General features: G+C 65.7%; 16 protein-coding genes. All 16 read right to left on the reverse strand.

What is annotated here, in order from left to right; translation table 11 throughout:
* Position 1: 1 nt before the first annotated feature.
* The gene (locus tag ABCN56_RS02265; RefSeq protein ID WP_343079144.1) at positions 2-1,552 is read right to left on the reverse strand and encodes a trimethylamine methyltransferase family protein; all 1,551 of its coding nucleotides are present in this window, start codon (positions 1,550-1,552) and stop codon (positions 2-4) included.
* A complete protein-coding gene (locus ABCN56_RS02270) occupies positions 1,549-3,135 on the reverse strand; it encodes a class I adenylate-forming enzyme family protein (protein WP_343079145.1) in 1,587 nt (528 codons plus the stop codon). The genes ABCN56_RS02265 and ABCN56_RS02270 overlap by 4 nt, the downstream gene beginning before the upstream one ends.
* Before the next feature lie 25 nt (positions 3,136-3,160).
* Positions 3,161-4,351: an acyl-CoA dehydrogenase family protein gene (locus tag ABCN56_RS02275; RefSeq protein WP_343079146.1), complete on the reverse strand. Its 1,191-nt coding sequence runs from the start codon at positions 4,349-4,351 to the stop codon at positions 3,161-3,163.
* A gap of 24 nt (positions 4,352-4,375) precedes the next feature.
* Positions 4,376-5,233: a nitrilase-related carbon-nitrogen hydrolase gene (locus ABCN56_RS02280; protein WP_343079147.1), complete on the reverse strand. Its 858-nt coding sequence runs from the start codon at positions 5,231-5,233 to the stop codon at positions 4,376-4,378.
* Between the two features lie 66 nt (positions 5,234-5,299).
* Positions 5,300-6,199, reverse strand: coding sequence for a glycine betaine ABC transporter substrate-binding protein (locus tag ABCN56_RS02285; protein ID WP_343079148.1), 900 nt, complete (start codon positions 6,197-6,199; stop codon positions 5,300-5,302).
* Positions 6,200-6,234: 35 nt separating this feature from the next.
* Positions 6,235-6,957 (reverse strand): ABC transporter permease, encoded by a 723-nt coding sequence (locus tag ABCN56_RS02290; protein ID WP_343079149.1) that lies wholly within the window; start codon positions 6,955-6,957, stop codon positions 6,235-6,237.
* On the reverse strand, positions 6,957-8,090 hold the full coding sequence (locus ABCN56_RS02295) for an ABC transporter ATP-binding protein (protein WP_343079150.1): 1,134 nt from the start codon (positions 8,088-8,090) through the stop codon (positions 6,957-6,959). The genes ABCN56_RS02290 and ABCN56_RS02295 overlap by 1 nt, the downstream gene beginning before the upstream one ends.
* A gap of 22 nt (positions 8,091-8,112) precedes the next feature.
* Positions 8,113-8,763 carry an ABC transporter permease gene (locus tag ABCN56_RS02300; RefSeq protein ID WP_425466063.1) on the reverse strand — a complete coding sequence of 217 codons (651 nt, stop codon included), beginning with the start codon at positions 8,761-8,763 and terminating at the stop codon, positions 8,113-8,115.
* A gap of 93 nt (positions 8,764-8,856) precedes the next feature.
* On the reverse strand, positions 8,857-9,807 hold the full coding sequence (locus ABCN56_RS02305; RefSeq protein WP_343079151.1) for a GlxA family transcriptional regulator: 951 nt from the start codon (positions 9,805-9,807) through the stop codon (positions 8,857-8,859).
* Positions 9,808-10,090: 283 nt separating this feature from the next.
* On the reverse strand, positions 10,091-11,236 hold the full coding sequence (locus ABCN56_RS02310) for an iron-containing alcohol dehydrogenase (RefSeq protein WP_343079152.1): 1,146 nt from the start codon (positions 11,234-11,236) through the stop codon (positions 10,091-10,093).
* A 91-nt stretch (positions 11,237-11,327) separates the two neighbouring features.
* On the reverse strand, positions 11,328-12,080 hold the full coding sequence (locus ABCN56_RS02315) for an LOG family protein (protein WP_343079153.1): 753 nt from the start codon (positions 12,078-12,080) through the stop codon (positions 11,328-11,330).
* 137 nt (positions 12,081-12,217) lie between these two features.
* A complete protein-coding gene (locus ABCN56_RS02320) occupies positions 12,218-12,607 on the reverse strand; it encodes a carboxymuconolactone decarboxylase family protein (RefSeq protein ID WP_343079154.1) in 390 nt (129 codons plus the stop codon).
* 1 nt (position 12,608) lies between these two features.
* Positions 12,609-14,069, reverse strand: coding sequence for an aldehyde dehydrogenase family protein (locus ABCN56_RS02325; RefSeq protein ID WP_343079155.1), 1,461 nt, complete (start codon positions 14,067-14,069; stop codon positions 12,609-12,611).
* 8 nt (positions 14,070-14,077) lie between these two features.
* Positions 14,078-15,127 (reverse strand): zinc-dependent alcohol dehydrogenase family protein, encoded by a 1,050-nt coding sequence (locus ABCN56_RS02330; RefSeq protein ID WP_343079156.1) that lies wholly within the window; start codon positions 15,125-15,127, stop codon positions 14,078-14,080.
* Positions 15,128-15,234: 107 nt separating this feature from the next.
* A complete protein-coding gene (locus ABCN56_RS02335; protein ID WP_343079157.1) occupies positions 15,235-16,323 on the reverse strand; it encodes an aromatic ring-hydroxylating oxygenase subunit alpha in 1,089 nt (362 codons plus the stop codon).
* On the reverse strand, positions 16,320-17,207 hold the full coding sequence (locus ABCN56_RS02340) for a MurR/RpiR family transcriptional regulator (RefSeq protein WP_343079158.1): 888 nt from the start codon (positions 17,205-17,207) through the stop codon (positions 16,320-16,322). The genes ABCN56_RS02335 and ABCN56_RS02340 overlap by 4 nt, the downstream gene beginning before the upstream one ends.
* Between the last annotated feature and the right edge of the window lie 33 nt (positions 17,208-17,240).

The following is a 17,240-nucleotide window of genomic DNA, read 5'->3' on the forward strand; positions in this document are numbered from 1 at the left end:
TTCAGGCCGCCTGAATCCAGCCTCCCGGCCGCATCGCTTCGAGCGGCAGGAGAATATCGAACTGGCGGCGGATCTCGCGGTCGATTTCCTCGGGGATGACCACCGGGAAATGCTCGGACAGCACCTGGCGCGCGCGCTCCTTGGCGACCATGCGGATGTCCAGCGCCCCGGCCGCTTCCCAGTCGGCGCGCGTGCGACGGTCGAAGAGCTCCGGATAGAGGTATTCCGTGTTCATCAGCGCGAGCGTCTGGGCATGGCCGAGGTAGTGCTTCGGGCCGCCGACGCAGACGTCGTGGATCACGTCCAGCGCGAGCGTGTCGTCGGTCACCTCGATCCCGCGCGTCATGCGCATCACCGCGCCATTCACGTCGTTGTCGATCACGTACTGCTCGTAGGCCACCGTCAGCAGGCTTTCCAGGAACCCGGCGGAATGGTGGATGTAGTTCGACCCCGCAAGTGCCGCCGTGGCCGTGGTCAGCCCCTTCTCGAATCCTGCCTGCGCGTCGCCCACCTTGGAATCCGCGATGCCGGAGGAGTTGTAGATCGGGAGGTTCAGGTATTGCGCGATCTGCGCGCAAGCGGCGTTCATCAACGCGAATTCCGCCGAACCGCCCGTGAAGGCGCCCGTGCGGAGGTCCGCCTGCGCCGGCACGCAGCCGAGGATCGTCGGGTGGCCGGGCTTCTTGAGGTTCACGTAGACGATGCCGGAGAGCTGCTCTGCGATGATCTGCACGAGCGTGCCGGCAAGCGAGGCCGGCGAACTGGCCCCGGCCTGCGGCGCCGAGCTCAGCACCACCGGCACGCCCTGTTCGATGATCCGGTCGAGGATCTCGACCGTCTCCATCGCGTAGCGCAGCGGCGAGACCACCCAGGATGCGACGAAGGAGATCGGCGGACGCGCGTCGAATTCCGCCGAGCCGCCCACCAGCATCTCGCCCATGCGCCTCAGGCGCGACACGTTGGACGGCAGGTAGGAGTTGCTCATCACGTGCTTCTTCGTCGACGCGACGCAGGCGTAAAGCTGGTTGACGTCGATGTCGTCGTTGCCCAGGTCGCGGCAGACGACGGGGCGCATGTAGAAATGGATGTGGTCGAGAGTGTCAACGAGCCGCCCGATGTCATAGTTGTCGCGCAGCCGTGTCTCGCGGACACGGTCGTCGAGGTCCATGATCTTCACGGCCTGGCCGCCGGTGCCTAGATAGACGCGCCTTCCGCCAAGGTGCAGGTCGTGGCGCGGATCGCGGCCGGCGAGCAGTACCTCGGGACGCGCGGTCGCGCGGGCCTCGTCGATCACGCGCGCCGGGATGTGGACGCGCCCTGCGTCGGTGTCCACGCGGCAGCCCGCGCGCTCGAACAGATCGCGGCACTCGCCGGGGCCGACCTCGACGCCCGTGCGTTCCAGCACGGCATAGGCCGCACCGACGATCCGTTCCAGCGCGTCTGCGGTCAGCGGTCGGTAGCTGCCGCCTTCAAGTCCGGCGGGCGCCGGGTTGACCGGCGCTTCCTGTGCCGCCACGCGGCCACGGCGGTTGACGCGCTTTTCCCGGCTCATGCCACTTCCCTTCTACTTGGAGCGATGCCGTTCGCCGGATCGTAGTCCGCCACCAGCTCTCGCTTGATTACCTTTCCCGACGGGTTGATCGGCAACGCGTCGACGAAGTGATACCGCTTGGGCCGCTTGTAGGCGGCGAGATCGTCGCTCTTGCGGCAGAAGGCGTCGAGCGTGTCCGCGTCCGGACCGTCGGCCGTGCGGACCACGAAGGCGGTGACCACCGCGCCCCATTTCTCGTCAGGAATGCCCACCACGGCCGCCTCTTTGACGCCGGGGCAGCGATAGAGGATTTCCTCCACTTCACGCGGATAGATGTTCTCGCCACCCGAGACGATCATGTCGTCGGCCCGGCCGTGGAAGAAGTAGAAGCCGTTCGCGTCCTTCGAGAAAAGATCGCCCGTGTAGACCCAGCCGGCCTTCAGCTTCTTCTGCGTCTCGAAGGGCTTGTTCCAGTAGCCCTCCATCGCCTGGGGCCCGCGCACGATGAGTTGCCCGATCTCGCCCTGCGCCACCGTTTCCAGGGGGGAAACCTCGCGGCCCGGATCGTTGGCGATGACCCGCGCCTCGGTGATCAGCGTCGGCTTGCCGCAGGACCCGAGCCGCGCGAGCGCGTCCTCGGGGTGGAGAAGCAGCGTCAGGCTCGCTTCCGTCATGCCGTAGCCGTTGTAGATCCGCGGGCAGAACTCGCGGATGACGCGCTCCAGCGTGGCCGAGGCGATGGCCGCGCCACCCGTCGTAATCAGCCGGAGGCTGGAGACGTCGTAGGTCTTGAAGTCCGGCAGGAACAGCATTTCCTGGATCTGCGTCGGCACCGCGAAAAGCGTCGTGATCCGTTCCTCCTGGATGTGTTCCAGCGTCTTGCGCGCCTCGTAGCTGCCGAGGACAACGTTCGTTCCGCCGACCATCAGGTGCGGGATGAAATAGGCCTGCATCCCCCCGACATGGTAGAGCGGCGCGATGTGAAGCGCCGTGTCGCGGTGGCTCAGCCCGTATTCCATCACGCAGTTCATCGCGATGGCAAGATCGTTCGCGTGAGTGTGGATCACCCCCTTGGGGCGGCCTGTCGTGCCGGACGTATAGACGAGCGCGGAAATGTCGCTCTGGTTGGACACGTAGGTGGGTTCGTCGGCGGGAACGGTCTGTTCCGCCAGCGTCTCGAAGTGGTGGTGGCCCTCCGGGATGTTCGCCGGATCGTAGGCGCAGCCGATGAAGTCGTGGACGGAGCGGACCTGCTCCTGCACCTTCAGCGCGTTTTCCGTGAGGTTGCGCCCGTAGATCAGCACCCGCGCACCGCTGTCGCGGATGATGTAGGCGGCCTCGCCCGGCGCCAGCCGGAAGTTCAGAGGCACAGCGATGACGCCCAGCATCTGGCAGGCGAAATAGGTCGTCACCGAGTTCTCGGAGGTCGAGACGTAAAAGGCCACCCGGTCGCCGGCGCGCACGCCAAGATCGGTCAGGGCCTGCGCGAAGCGGCGGATGCGGGCGAACCACTGGGAATAGGTCCAGCGGCGGCCGTCGAAGACGAGCGCCGTGTGATCCGGGTAGCGGTCAACCGAACCTTCGAGAATGCGAGCGATGTTCATCGCGTCAGTCCTGTTCTGGAATTCATCAGAGATTTGGCCTGATCTCGGGCATCTCGCGCGCCGCGATCAGGTATTTGCACATTTCCGACGTGCCGCCGACGATCGGCAGCGCGCGGGCGTCGCGGTAGATCTGTTCGCAGCGGCCGAACTGGCGGGTATAGCCATCGCCGCCGAGGATCTGGACCGCGCGGTCGGCGCAAAACACGGCCGTTTCCGTGGCCACGAGCTTGGCCTGCGCCGCCTCGCGCATCAGTTCCTTCCCGTCGATCCCGGAGTCATACATCTTCGCCGCGCGATGGGTCAGCAGCTCGGCCGCATCGATGCGCCAGCTCATTTCCGCGATCATGTCCCAGATCAGCTGCTTCTGGCCAAGCTTCTGGCCGAAGGCTTCGCGCTTCTGGGCGTGGGCACGTGCGATCTCGAAGGCCGAGCGGGCGACGCCGAGGCCGGAGCCGCCGAGGATCACCCGTTCGAAGTTGAAGGCGCCCAGCATCACCTTGAAGCCCTGGTTCTCTTCGCCAAGAAGATGGTCGCGCGGCACACGCACCTCGTCGAAGGCGACCTCGCCCACCACGCAACCGCGCCGGCCGGCAAAATCATAGGTGCGCGGGAAGCAGAGGCCGGCCGCGTCGGACGGCACGGCAAGCGCGGTCATCCCCTTCTGCGGGGCGACATCGGGATCGGAGATGCCCCAGACGATGTAGACATCGGCCTTGGACGCGTTGGAGATGTAGCGTTTGAAACCCGAGATCACCCATTCGTCGCGCGCGGCGTCGAAGCGGATGCGGGTCTTCATCCCGGCGCTGTCGGATCCGACGTCGGGCTCCGTCATGCAGATCGAGCCGACCGCCCGACCCTCGAGGATCGGCGACAGGTAGCGGTCGCGGATTTCGGGGCGCGCGTGGCGGTGAAGCGGGAAGGCGCACGACAGAGCGGTGGCGATCGTCGTTTCGAAGGCGTAGTTCCTTAACGCGGCCTCCTCCGACAGGATCGTGGCGTGCGTCAGGCCGGGGTTCGACAGCGAACCGGAGTACAGGTCGGCGAACATGAGCTTCATGTAGCCGGCCTCGCCGAGTGCACGGACGACGGCGCTGACCGCTTCCCAGTCCGCGTCACGCTCGATCGCCTCTGCGCGCGGGACGAGTTCACGGTCGAGAAACTCCACGATTTCCGCGCGGAACGCCCGGTCCTCTTCGTTCAGCATGAAATCACGCATCGGCGCCTCCTGTTCCTTGTCGGGTCAGCCGCGGACGAAATCCGGCACGCCCAGATTCTCGACCAGGCGCGTCGTCTCGCGCAGGACGAGGGCGAGGTTGCTGTCGCGCACCGTCGGCAGGAGGACACGCGCCTGGCGCACGGCGTCATACGAAATCTCGGCGGTGATGAGTTCTTCGCCGCTGCCAGCCAGCGCGAGTTCACGCCCGTGCGGGTCGATGATCCGCGAGCCGCCCCAGAAGGTCAGGTCCTTCTCGACGCCGCAGCGGTTCACCATGATCGCCGGTGCGCCATACATCATCGAATAGAAGCGCATGGTCAGCGCCCACCCGCCCGGGTTGTCGAAATCGGCGCCCACGGCCTCGACGCCCGAGCTGATCGGCGCGATCATCAGTGTCGCGCCGTGCAGGAACGAAAGATGCGTCAGCGCCGGGTTCCACAGATCGGCGCAGATCAGCAGGCCCGCGCGCCAGTCGGGGCTGAGCGCGTGCGTGTCGACGTAGCGGCCGGTGGCGTAGTACTTGCCCTCTTCCAGCTTGCCGTAGGTCGGCAGGTTCACCTTGCGATGAAGGAAGACGACCTTCCCGCGATGCAGGATCGCCGCTGCGTTGTAGAACTGCGCCGCCGGGCCTTCCTCGATGAAGCCGACGACGGTGTGCATGTCGCCCGCCGCTTCGGCCAGCCGGAGAAGGCGCGGATCATCCCGCTTCATCGCCGCGTCGAGGAGGTGGTGGCCGCCGTAGTGGCCGACGAGCGAAACCTCGGGAAATACCAGCAGGTCCAGTCCGGCTTCGTGCCCCCTGGCGATGAACTCCAGGTGCTTGCCCATGTTCGCATCCGGATCGCCGATCACGCTTTCAATCTGAGCTGCGCCGAGTTTCACTTTGCCGTTCCGCCTTGCTGTTTTCGGGGGGAAGACGGGGCGCGCGGGCGCCCCGTCCTGTTCAGGTCAGTTCACGAGACCGTTTTCGGTCAGGAACGACGTGGCGACGGCCTCGATCGTTTCCTTGTCGACGTCGACGCGGGCGTTGAGCGACGACATCACCTGATCGTCGAGCTTGGCCGAAACCGCGTTCAGCAGCTCGCCGATTTCCGGGTGAGCTTCGAGGATGGGCGCGCGCACGACCGGGGCCAGCGCGTAGGCCGGGAAATAGCCCTTGTCGTCGGCAAGCGTCACGAAGTCGAACGCCGGGATGCGTCCGTCGGTGGCGAACACGAGGCCGACGTCAACCTGACCGTCCTTCAGCGCCTGGTAGACGAGGCCCGAGTCCATGCGCACGACGTTGTCGCGGCCGAATTCGAAGCCGTAGGCTTCTTCCAGCGGCTTCAGGCCGTCGGGACGCGCGTAGAACTCGGCGTTCGATCCGAGCTTCAGGTCGCCCGCTTCGGTCACGCGCGCGGCGAGGTCCGAAAGCGTCGCGATGCCCTTTTCCTCGGCATCGGCGCGGCGCATGGCGAGCGCGTAGGTGTTGTTCGCCTTCGAAGCGTCGAGCCAGACGATCTCTTTCTCGGCGTCGAGTTCCTTGACCTTGGCATAGGTCGCGTCAGCGTCGAGCTTCTCTTCGATCTTGTTGTAGGTGATCAGCGAGGTGCCGGTGTATTCCCAGTAGACGTCGACCTGGCCGCTTTCCATCGCGGTGCGCAGCGCGGCGGAGCCCATGCCCGAACGGTTGTCGACTTCCAGGCCGTTCGCGGCCAGAAGCTGAACGGTGATTTCCGACAGAAGCTGCTGCTCGGTGAAGTTCTTGCCGCCGACTACGATGGCCTCGGCCATGGCGCCGGTACCGATCGTGGCCGTGGCGAGCATGGCGGCGCCCGCGAGCAGCGACTTGAAGGTGGGGTAGGTCATAGAGGGTGGACTCCTTGCTGGAATTACCCTCCGCGTCAGCGGAGGGGGTTTACGCCTTTTGGAACGGCCAGGAACTGGACCTGCCCCAAGAGGAAATCGACAAGCACCGCGAGCCCCGCGGTCGGTAGCGCGCCGGCCAGAAGCATCGTCGTCTCCATCAGGTCGATGCCCGTGAAGATCAACTCGCCCAGCCCGCCGCCGCCGATGAGGAAGGCCAGCGGCGCGGTGCCGACATTGATGGCGAGAGCGGTGCGGATACCCGAGAAGATGACGTAGAGCGCATTCGGCAACTCCACCCGCCACAGGATCTGGAGGGGCGTCATGCCCATGCCGTGAGCGGCTTCCTTCAGATGCGCGGGGACGGCGAGGAGACCGGCGTAGGTGTTGCGGATGATGGGCAGGAGCGACGCCACGAAAAGCCCGAAGACCGCCGGGACGAAGCCGATGCCCAGAAGCGACATCGACAGCGCGATCACCGCGAGCGTCGGGATCGTCGTGCCGATGTTGAACACCTGCATGATGGTTTCGGCCGTGGAACGCATCGCCGGACGGGAGAGCACGAGTCCCATCGTCACGCCAATGAGGATCGCGAGTCCGCCCGAAACGGAAACGAGCACCACGTGCTGGACCGTGAGGTAGGAGATGTCCTCCCAGTAGATCATGATCTCGTCAGCAAGCCCGGCCATCGCCGCCCAGACCCCAAGGGCGAAGACGGCGGCAATGCCGACAAGGCGCGCGGTGTTGGCGTTCGCGCCCATCAATGCGCTCCCGCGCCCTGACGCTGGCGGTAGGTTTCGCCCAGGAGATGGGTGATCTGCGCCTGCGTGACGACACCCTGGAACCGCCCGTCCGTGCCGACGACCGGAAGCCAGGTCGTGTCGTTCGCGAACATCACCGACACGACCTCGCGAAGATCGGCGGAAGCCTTGACCACGGCGTGCACGGGCTCCGACTTCTGCGCGGCAACGCCCTCGGCAGAAGCGGCCTCCCCCGTGATCTGGCCCGCGACCTTGCCGGCCTCGTCCAGTAGAACGGCGGCGTCCGCGTGACGTTCCGTCATCATGGCGCGCAGGTCCCGAAGGCTCGTGTCGCGGTTCACGGCCAGCGCCGACGGGTCGATCGCGGCCTCCGCCTTCAGAAGCCGAAGCCGTTTCAGCGTGCGGTCTGCCCCGACGAAATCGGCGATGAAATCGTTCGCCGGATGGGCGAGAAGCTGGTCCGGGCTGTCGAACTGCTCGAGCTTGCCGCCCCGGAAGATCGCGATCTTGTCGCCCATCTTCACCGCCTCGTCGATGTCGTGCGAGACGAACATGATGGTCTTCTTCAGCTTGTCCTGCATCTTCAGGAACTCGTCCTGGATCACCTCGCGGTTGATCGGGTCGATCGCGCCGAAGGGTTCGTCCATCAGCATGACCGGCGGATCGGCGGCGAGCGCCCGGATCACGCCGACGCGCTGCTGCTGGCCGCCCGAAAGCTCCTTCGGATACCGGTTGAGGAACATCGCGGGCTCGAGCGCCACGAGGTCGAGAAGTTCGGCGGCACGCTGGCGCGCCCGCTTCATGTCCCAGCCGAGCATCTTCGGCACGACGCAGATGTTTTCCTCGATCGTCATGTTCGGAAACAGGCCGATCTGCTGGATCACGTAGCCGATGGAACGGCGAAGTTCCGTCACGCGGTAAGCGTCCGTATCCTTGCCGTTGATGTAGATCTTGCCCGAGGTCGGCGCGATCAGGCGGTTGATCATCTTCAGCGCCGTGGTCTTGCCGCAGCCCGAGGGCCCGAGCAGCACGCAGATCTCGCCCTCAGGCACTTCCATGTTGATGTGGTCGGCCGCAACGATCTCGCGCCCCGGGACCTTGAAGACCTTGGTGAGGTTTTCGAGCTTGATCATGTTCTTTCCCCGGAACTTCGGATCACTGGACGAGGCCGGGCGGCGTCAGGCGACGCTGCAGCCAGAGAAGCGCGTAATCGGCCAGAATGGCGAGCAGGCTGACCGCCACGGCGCCCGTCACCAGCTGGCGCGGATCGGTCTGGCTGATCCCGCGCGAAATAAGGACGCCGAGCCCGCCCGCGCCGATGTAGGCGGCGATCGCGGCGACGCCGATGTTCATCACGACCGCGGTGCGGACGCCGGCCATGATCACCGGCACGGCGATCGGGATTTCGACCCGGATCAGCCGCTGGAGCGACGACATGCCCATGCCGCGCGCCGCCTCGCGATAGGCGGGGTCGATGTTCGTGATCGCGGTGTAGGTGTTCCGGATGATCGGCAGCTGCGAATAGAGCAGGATCGCGATGACGGCCGGAACGTAGCCGATGCCGTGACCGAAGCGCGACATGATCGGGATCATCAGGCCGAAGAGCGCAATGGAAGGAATCGTGACGACGATGGAGGCGATGTAGAGGATGGCATTGGCCGCGACGCGGTTCTGCGTGATGGCAATGCCGATCGGTACGCCCGTGAGGATGGCAGCGCCAACAGCGACCGCCACGATTGCGAGATGCTCACCCCCAAGACTGAGGATGAGGCGCCAGTTACTTGCCATGAACTGGAGAATTTCCACCCCGCGTTCCCCCTTTGCGAGCCAGACTTGCCCGACGTCGCCTCTATAGAAGAAGGCCCGGCGGATCGGCTTACGGGGAGTCGCCAGAAATTATCAGGATTCCGCCATAGCGCGCCGGCCTCCCCTCCGGAGGACGGAAGGGGAAACGCCGTATTCCGCTTTGAAAGCCTGGCTGAAATGGGCAAGGCTGGAAAACCCGCACAAATCGCTGATCTCGAGCAGCCTGTGCGTGGAATTGAGCACCATTGCATGGGCTGCCTTGAGGCGGATCTTCTTGTAGAACTCCGACGGGCCAAGCCCGAACTTCGCCTCGAAGAGGCGCTCCAGCTGGCGTTCCGAGATTCCCGCGAAATCGGCGATCTTGCTGACCTTCAACGGGTGGTCGACATGCTCCTCCATGAGCTGGATCGCCATGAGGATGCGTCTGTCGGTCACCTGGAAGCGCCACCGAAGGTCCGGCCGCTGAGTGACGCCGGGCGCTCTGATCGCGCCATGCAGGAACTGGTCGGCGACGTCCGCGGCGGCCTCCGTGCCGTGGTGTTCCGCGATCATCGACAGCATGAGATCCATGGACGCGGTGCCGCCCGCCGCGGTGAGGATGCCCCGGTCCTGGCAGTAGAGGTCGGGCACAACCTCGATCTCAGGGAAGTCCTCGGCCAGTTGCCGCTGCATTTCCCAGTGGATCGTGGCACGGTGGCCGTCGAGCAGCCCGGTCCGGGCCAGAAGCAGCGCGCCGTTACTGATCGCACCGATCCCGCCTTCTGCGCGGCGGCGCTGCCGCAGCCATTCCAGCACCTGGGCATCGCGGTAGCCCTCGATACCGAGAGACGCGACGACGATCGTCCGTTCGGCGCGCGGCGCCTCTGCTATTCCGAAACTTGCGGTCAGGTCGAAACCGTTGCTGGCGGTGACGACGCCTGCGGTCCGCGCCACGAGCCACCAGTCGTAGACCTTCCGCCCCTCCCTCCGGTTCAGCGCCCGAAGCGGTTCCACGGCCGCGCTGAGCGCCATCATCGAAAAACCCGGAACAAGGAAGAACTGCACCCGGAAAGGCGCTTTCTCCGCTGCGCGCTCGGGCGCGACTGCTCCGGCAGGTGACTTCCGTGGGGATGTGGTTCTTGCAGGCATCGCGGGGAGCGCAGTCAGACGAGGACGAACCGTTTTCTGCCAGAGCAGCGAGCCTGTCTCGATTTCACTTTGGCCATCGTCAAACCGTAGTTTACCGCACTGCCCCTCTCAAGCGGCTCCCTTCCTAATCTTCCCCGATGAGCGCTTCTGTCGCCCCTGCGACACCCCCGGTCACGGCAGCGCCGCCCGGAAAGCGCGGCTACATCGCCTTCTTCATGATGGCGAGCAGGGTATCCGAGTCCAGCTCGAACGGGTTTCCCTTCATCGAACTCGACTCCTTCGCCTCCTCCGCAATCGCGGAAAGGTCGGGAGCCCTGCTCAGCCACTCGCCCAAGCGTGGCAGTCGCAAATCATCAAGCCTCGATGACAGAAGCTCGAACGGATCTCCGCCCCGAAGGCCGAAATGGTCGCGGAACGCCGCCTTGATTTCCTCGTAGCGCGTCAGGTCGACGCCCGCATCCCCGGCGCGCTGACGGTTTGCCGACAGCACGGGACCAAGCAGGCGTCCGCAGATCAGGCCATGCGGCGCCCCGGTCCGGCCGCCGATCACGCCCGCGAGTCCATGCACCGCCCCGAGCCCCGCATTCGCCAGCGCGATGCCGCCCGTAAGGCTCACGTAGGCCATGCGGTCCCGCGCCCCTCTGTCCTCGCATTCGGTCAACCTCGCCAGGGCCGCGACGCCCATGGGGATGGCCGCGCGGCACAGGGCGTCGGTCAACGGGTTGGCGCGGCTCGACAAATAGGGTTCGACAACCTGGGTGACCGCGTCGAGCCCCGAGGCGAGCGTCACCGAAAGCGGCGCGCCATCCGTCAGTGCGGGATCGACGATGGCCAGGTCCGGCAGCATCCGGGGATCGCGCAAGCTGACCTTTCGGCCCGCCTCCGGCACCGATATGACCGCGTTTTTCGTGACCTCGGCCCCGGTGCCGGCCGTGGTCGGAATGGCGACGAAGGGAAGCGGGTCCGACGGCAGCGGCAGGCCCTTCCCGACCACTTCCAGGTGGTCCATCGCGTCGCTCCTGGCCGGAATGAGGGCAGCCGCGGCCTTTCCCAGATCGATCACGGCGCCGCCCCCGACCGCAACGACGACATCGGCCGCATGCTCGCGGCGGAGCGACACGACCCTCTCGACATCGGCAAGCGCCGGTTCTCCGTGGCAGGCCGCCACCCCGACCTCGGCCCCGGCCGCGGTCAGCCTTTCGGCAAATCCGTCCACCCAGGATACCGAACGCCCGCGCACGAGCAGCACGCGCCTCCCGTAATCCCTCACGAGGACATGCGCCTGATCGGCCTGGCCCCGGCCAAACAGGATCTTGCCTGCGGTCTGGAAGGCGAAGGGCGTCATGTCAGGCCATGATCCCTGAACGCCGTGCAGGCGTTCAACTTGTGACCGGCGATGCCGAACCGTTCCGGAAATTCAAGGACTGCCCGCGCCATCAGTCCGGCCTCCGCCGATCGGCCCCGAGACGCTCCGCGTCGCTTTCCCTCATGCCTTGGCGGATCCAGTCGACGGCCTCGTCCACGTCGTCCGTCAGCTTCACGACTTCCAGATCGTCGACGTTGATCAGACGGGAATCGGCCATCGTGCCCACGAGCATCTTGCGGATCGGTTCCCAGAAGGCCGTGCCCATCGCCACGACCGGGAAGCGCGTCAGCTTGCTGGTCTGGATCAGGGTGGCGATCTCGAAGGCTTCGTCGAGCGTTCCGAACCCGCCGGGAAGGATCACGAAGGCCGAAGAGTATTTTATGAGCATCAGTTTCCGCACGAAGAAGTGCTCGAACTCGACGAACTGGTCGAGGTAGGCATTCGGCTCCTCCTCGGTCGGCAGAATGATGTTGCAGCCGAGGCTGTAGCCGCCCGCATCACGCGCGCCGCGGTTCGCGGCTTCCATCAGCCCGGGGCCGCCGCCGGTCATGACGGTGAATCCCTCTTCGGCGAGGCGGCGTCCGAGGGCCCGTGTCATCTCGTATTCCGGGTGCCCCTCGCCGATGCGGGCCGATCCGAAGACGGACACGCACGGGTCGGGAACGTCGAAAAGCTCGAAGCCGCGGAGGATCTCAAGGAAGATGCCGACGGCGCTCTCCACGTCCTCCTGCTTCTTCCGGCGGCCCGACAGGAGCGCTTCTTCGGCTCCGCGTATGAGGTCGATCATCGCCCCTTCGCCCTGCCCCGGCCATTTTCGCGCCATTGCCGCCCCCCGTTTTCTTGTTGTCCGTCCGACAGTCATCCTACGAACGACTCCCGGGGACAATTCGATTCTGGAGAACGCGCGGGGGGGTCACGCCGGGATCCGTCCGGAAGGCTCCCGGCCTTCGGGCACCTGCGTCAGGCTTTCTGCTCTTCCAGCACTTTCCGCGCCACGCGGAAGCATTCCAGCGCCTGGGGCACGCCGCAGTAGATGCCGACAACGTGGATGATTGCCCGGATTTCCTCCTTCGACACCCCGTTGTTGATCGCGCCGCGGCAATGGATTTCCCATTCGTGCATCTTCCCGAGCGCGCCGATCATGGACAGGTTCATCATGGAGCGGGTCTTCGGGTCGATCACCTCGTCGCCCCAGCCGAACCCCCAGCACCAGGCCGTCATCGCTTCCTGGAACGGCCGGGTGAAGTCGTCCGCTGCGGCGAGGTTCTTTTCGACATACTCGGCGCCAAGCGTCGCCTTGCGCTGCTCGAGCCCCTTCAGGAACAGGTCTTCATCGAATGTCATTGCCATCTTACCCTCTCAGCCTGATCGCGACGTTCTTCGTCTGCACGTAGTTCCAGAGCGCCTCGCGCCCTTTCTCGCGGCCGTAGCCGGACTTGCCGTAGCCGCCGAAGGGGGTTTCCACGCCGCCCGCATACCATTCGTTGACGAAGACCTGCCCTGCCCGCATCCGGCGCGCGGCGCGGGTGGCGCGGTCGAGGTCACGGGTGAAGACACCGCCCACGAGCCCGTAGTCGGTCGAATTGGCGATCTGGATGGCCTCTTCGTCGGTGCGGAACTTCAGGACGGACAGCACCGGGCCGAAGACCTCGTCCCTCGCGATGGCCATGTTCGGCGTGACCGACGTCAGCACCGTCGGTTCCATGAATGCGCCCGCGCGGTTGAGTTTCCGGCCGCCGGTCGCGACCGTCGCGCCTTCGGCTTCCGCCGAGCGGACCATGCCTTCGGCGCGGTCGCGCTGCGCCTCGCTCACCATCGCGCCCATCGTGGGGCCGATTTCGGCCTGATCGATGCCGGGGCCGACGGAGAGTGATTTCGCAATGCCCGCGATGCGGTCCACGAGTTCATCGTGAATGCGTTCGGAAGCGATCACCCGGCTCATCGCGGAACAGACCTGGCCCGCGTTGAAATAGATCCCCCAGCGCACATCGCTCATGAACGCGTCAAGATCGGCGTCGTCATGGACGATGGCGGCGGACTTGCCGCCAAGCTCCAGCACGCAGGGAACCACGTTCCTCGCCGCCGCCGTGGCGATAGCGATGCCGGTCGGGACCGACCCGGTGAAGACGATCTGGTTGACGCCGGGATGCGCCGAAAGCGCCGCGCCCGCGTCGCGCCCGAGGCCGCAGATCACGTTGACCGCGCCGGTGGGCACGCCCGCCGCCTCGGCAGCGCGGGCGATGTATGCGTTCGTCAGCGGCGTCAGTTCCGGCGTCTTGATCACGCAGGCGTTGCCGGTGGCAAGCGCGGCCGACAGCGACCGGGCCGTCATCTCCAGCGGATAGTTCCAAGGGATGATATGCGCCGAGACGCCATAGGGTTCGTGCGTCGTGAAGTCGAAGTAGCCCGCACCGAGCGGGATCGAGCGGCCCTCGACGGTCTCGGCCTGGTTGCCGTAGTATTCGAAGTAGCGCGCCGCTCCCTCGATCTCGATCCGGGATTCCCACAGGGGCTTGCCCTGTTCGAGCGTCAGCAGCCGCGCGATCTCGTCGATGTTGGCGAGCAGATAGCGCCCCATGGCCTGCACCATCCGGCCACGCTCAACCGGACGCAGGTCGAAAAGGACACCGCTTTCATGCACCCGCCGGGCCACGCTGACAGCGCGGTCCACGTCGGCGGCGTCGGCGAGCGCCTGTTCGGCGAGCTTTTCGCCCGTCGCCGGGTCAACGACGCCGATGCGGCCCGCGCCACCGTCCACCCACTCGCCGTCGACGTAGTTCTGCCAGTAGTCCTGCACTGCGGTGTCCCTCATCTTCCGCGCTACTGGTCGAGGCGGTCGATGACCGTCACGCCAGCGCCCCTGTAGCTGTCCATCGCCTCGAGCGCCGAGCCGAGTTCGGACAGCGCGATCGTCTTCGTCACCAGCCGGCCGGGATCGAGCCGCCCGCCCGCCGCCATGCCGAACAGTGCGCCGAACCGGTTCGCGCCCATCCCGCGCGAGCCGTGGAGCGTGATCTGGCGGGAGTAGACCAGTTCCAGAAGCGGCAGCGACGGCACCTCGTGCCGGCCAAGCGGCATCCCGATCTGCACGTGCCGCCCAAGCTTCCTGAGGCTGCGGAGCGAGTTGTCGAAGGTCTCCGTGATGCCGAGCGCCTCGATCGACACATGCGCGCCTCCCCCGGTCACCTCGCGGACAGCGGCCCCGACGTCACCCGCGCCCTTGGCGTTCACCACGGCATTGGCCCCAAGTTCCCGCGCGAGGTCGAGCGCCGCCTCGTTCACGTCGACGGCCACGATCTGCGCGCCGAGCGCCGCACCGATCATGATCGCCGAAAGGCCGACACCGCCGCAGCCATGAACCGCCAGCCACTCGCCGGCCCGCAACTGCCCGCGGTCGACTGCGCCCCGGAATGCCGTTGTCACGCGGCAGCCCATCCCGGCGGCGGCGACGTAGCTGACCGCCTCGGGCAGGCGCACGAGGTTGAAATCGGCGCGTGGTATGGCGATGCGCTCCGCAAAGGCGCCCCAGCCGGTGAATCCGATGACTTCCTGATGGTTGCAGATCGTCGCCTCGCCCGCACGGCAGTCGGGGCATGTGCCGCAGCCCAGGATGAAGGGCGCCGTCACCCGATCGCCCACGGAAAAGCCGTGACACTCGGGGCCGACGGCGATGACGTCACCCGCGAATTCGTGACCCATCACGTGAGGAAGCGCGACGTCGGGATCGGCGCCGTTCCACGCGTGATGATCGGACCGGCACACTCCGCAGGCTCGCACCGCGACGACCACGCCATCGCGCGGGCAGTCCGGGTCCGGCACGTCGGTTACCGAGACCGGACCACGAAATTTCTCCATCAGAGCAGCCTTCATGCCGCACCTCCCTGAAAGTCCACTTCACCTGATCGGTAAGTAACCCCTCACGGCACCCGCAGCGGGGCCATTCGCGACATCCGTCGGTCGGTGAAGGCCGTCCCCGCTCAGCCGTCGACGGCTTCGCGCATCCAGTCCTGAAGCTGGCGGATGGAATGTTCCGAGTTCAGACCGCAGGCCGGGTCGAGCACCAGCGGACCAGGACGGTAGCCCCGGCTCTTCAGCCCCTTGTGCACGCTTTCGACGAGCCGGATATCCTCCTCCACCGTCGTCGCGCGGTCCTGGATCGCGAGCCGCCGGATCACCTCGCTGTCGACGCCGCCAGGCGTGTACCAGCCGCGCCAGACGGTACAGTTGTCCACGCCATGCGCCCGCCAATGGTAGGTGTTCAGCACGTTGCCCGGATAGACCTGGAACGAGAACATGGGCCAGAGGAAGAACGACCGGTATTCCCCGCCATGCGGGACCGAAAGGTCGATCGGATAGGTCATCTTGCTCAGGTCCTGGCACTCGGTCGTGTGCCTGAGGACGTAGCCGCTGTTCATCGGCTGGATGTCATAGGTCTCCGGCCGGATCACCCCGGTCGCGAAGGTCGGATGGTTCATCGAACAGTGGTAGCATTCGGAATAGTTCTCGACCGAGACCTTCCAGTTGCACTTCTCGGGGATTTCGACCCATTCGAGCGGTTCGAGCGTGTCGATGTGCGGCACGTATTCGGCCAGCTCCTCCCGAACGCCCGGATACCATTCGTCCATCGGCGCCGCGTTGTCGTCGAGGTTGACGAAGATGAAGCCGTGGAAGACCTCGGTGCGGACCGGGGTCAGGCAGATCTTCGACCGGTCGAACCCCGGAACGGACTTGATGTTCGGCCCGGCGCGCAGCTCTCCCGAAAGCTCGTAGGTCCAGGCGTGATAGGGGCAGACGACGACACGCGTCGTGCCGGAGCCTTCGACCATCTGGTGCGCGCGGTGCTGACAGACATTGTAGAACGTGCGCAGTTCGCCATCGCGGCCGCGGATGCAGAAAAGGTTTTCCCCGGCGATCTCGAAGGCGAAGTAGTCACCGGTGTTCTTCACCTGGGATTCGTGACCAGCGAATTGCCATGTCCGGGACAGAAGCCCCTTCATCTCCTTCTCGAATATCGCGGGGTCGGTGTAGTAGCGCGCGTCCAACGAATGAATGAGCGGGGCGTTCATTCGCCATCCTCCAGGTAGAGGCCGAGCATGTGCCGGCGTTTGTGAAACTTCTCGACCCTCTCGACGATCTCGGGGCTTGCGACCGCGATCACGAAGCTCAGGAGCGTCTCCAGGAGCGCGATGATCGAGACCGACGAGGGGAAGAACTGCGGCGTGTCGACGGACACGACGAAGCGGTGCTGGGCAGCCATCACGATCGGGCTGGCCGGGCTGTCGGAGATCGAGATTACCGTCATGCCCTGTTCGCGGGCTATCCGGACGGTCTCGACGACCTCGGTGCGGTAGGGGCGGCTCGTCATCGCGATCAGAACGTCGCGCTCGTCCGCCCAGGCGATGTCGTCGGCGGGACTGGACCCGGCCTGCGGGATCGCGTGGAACTCCACCATTCCGGTCGAGGCGAGATAGGTGAAATTGCGCGCGTTCGCGTTGTTCACGCCGACGCCAAGCGTATACACGCTGCGCGAAGCCCAGATCGCCTCCGCCGCTGACTTGAGAGCCGCCTGGTCGATTCGCGCGAAGGTCTCCTCGATGTTGCGGATCGCCGCGCCGACCATCTCGGCATAGAGACCGCCGAGCTCTCCCTTCTTGGACACGTCCTGCAGCCAGCGCGCGCGGTCGGTGAAGCCCGCCGAACCGCGCCGGATGGCCTCGCGGAACGGCTGGCGGAAATCCTCGTACCCCTCGAAGCCGACCTGTCGCGCCATGCGCACGATCGTGTTGGGCTTGACGTTAGCCGCCTCCGCGATCTCGCGCACCGTGGAAACACCCACATCCTGCGGGTTCTCCAGCACGTAGCGCGCCGCCTTCTGCGCCTCCGGCGTCAGCGCGTCCCACTCTTCGGTGAGGCGCGTCAGGACTGTTGATGATACATCTGTGGCATTCATGATTGACGATGGTATATTTGTGCGCTTAGCCTG

Origin of the sequence: Ostreiculturibacter nitratireducens (genome assembly GCF_032670585.1) — a bacterium.
In the GTDB taxonomy this organism is placed as follows: domain Bacteria; phylum Pseudomonadota; class Alphaproteobacteria; order Rhodobacterales; family Rhodobacteraceae; genus Ostreiculturibacter; species Ostreiculturibacter nitratireducens.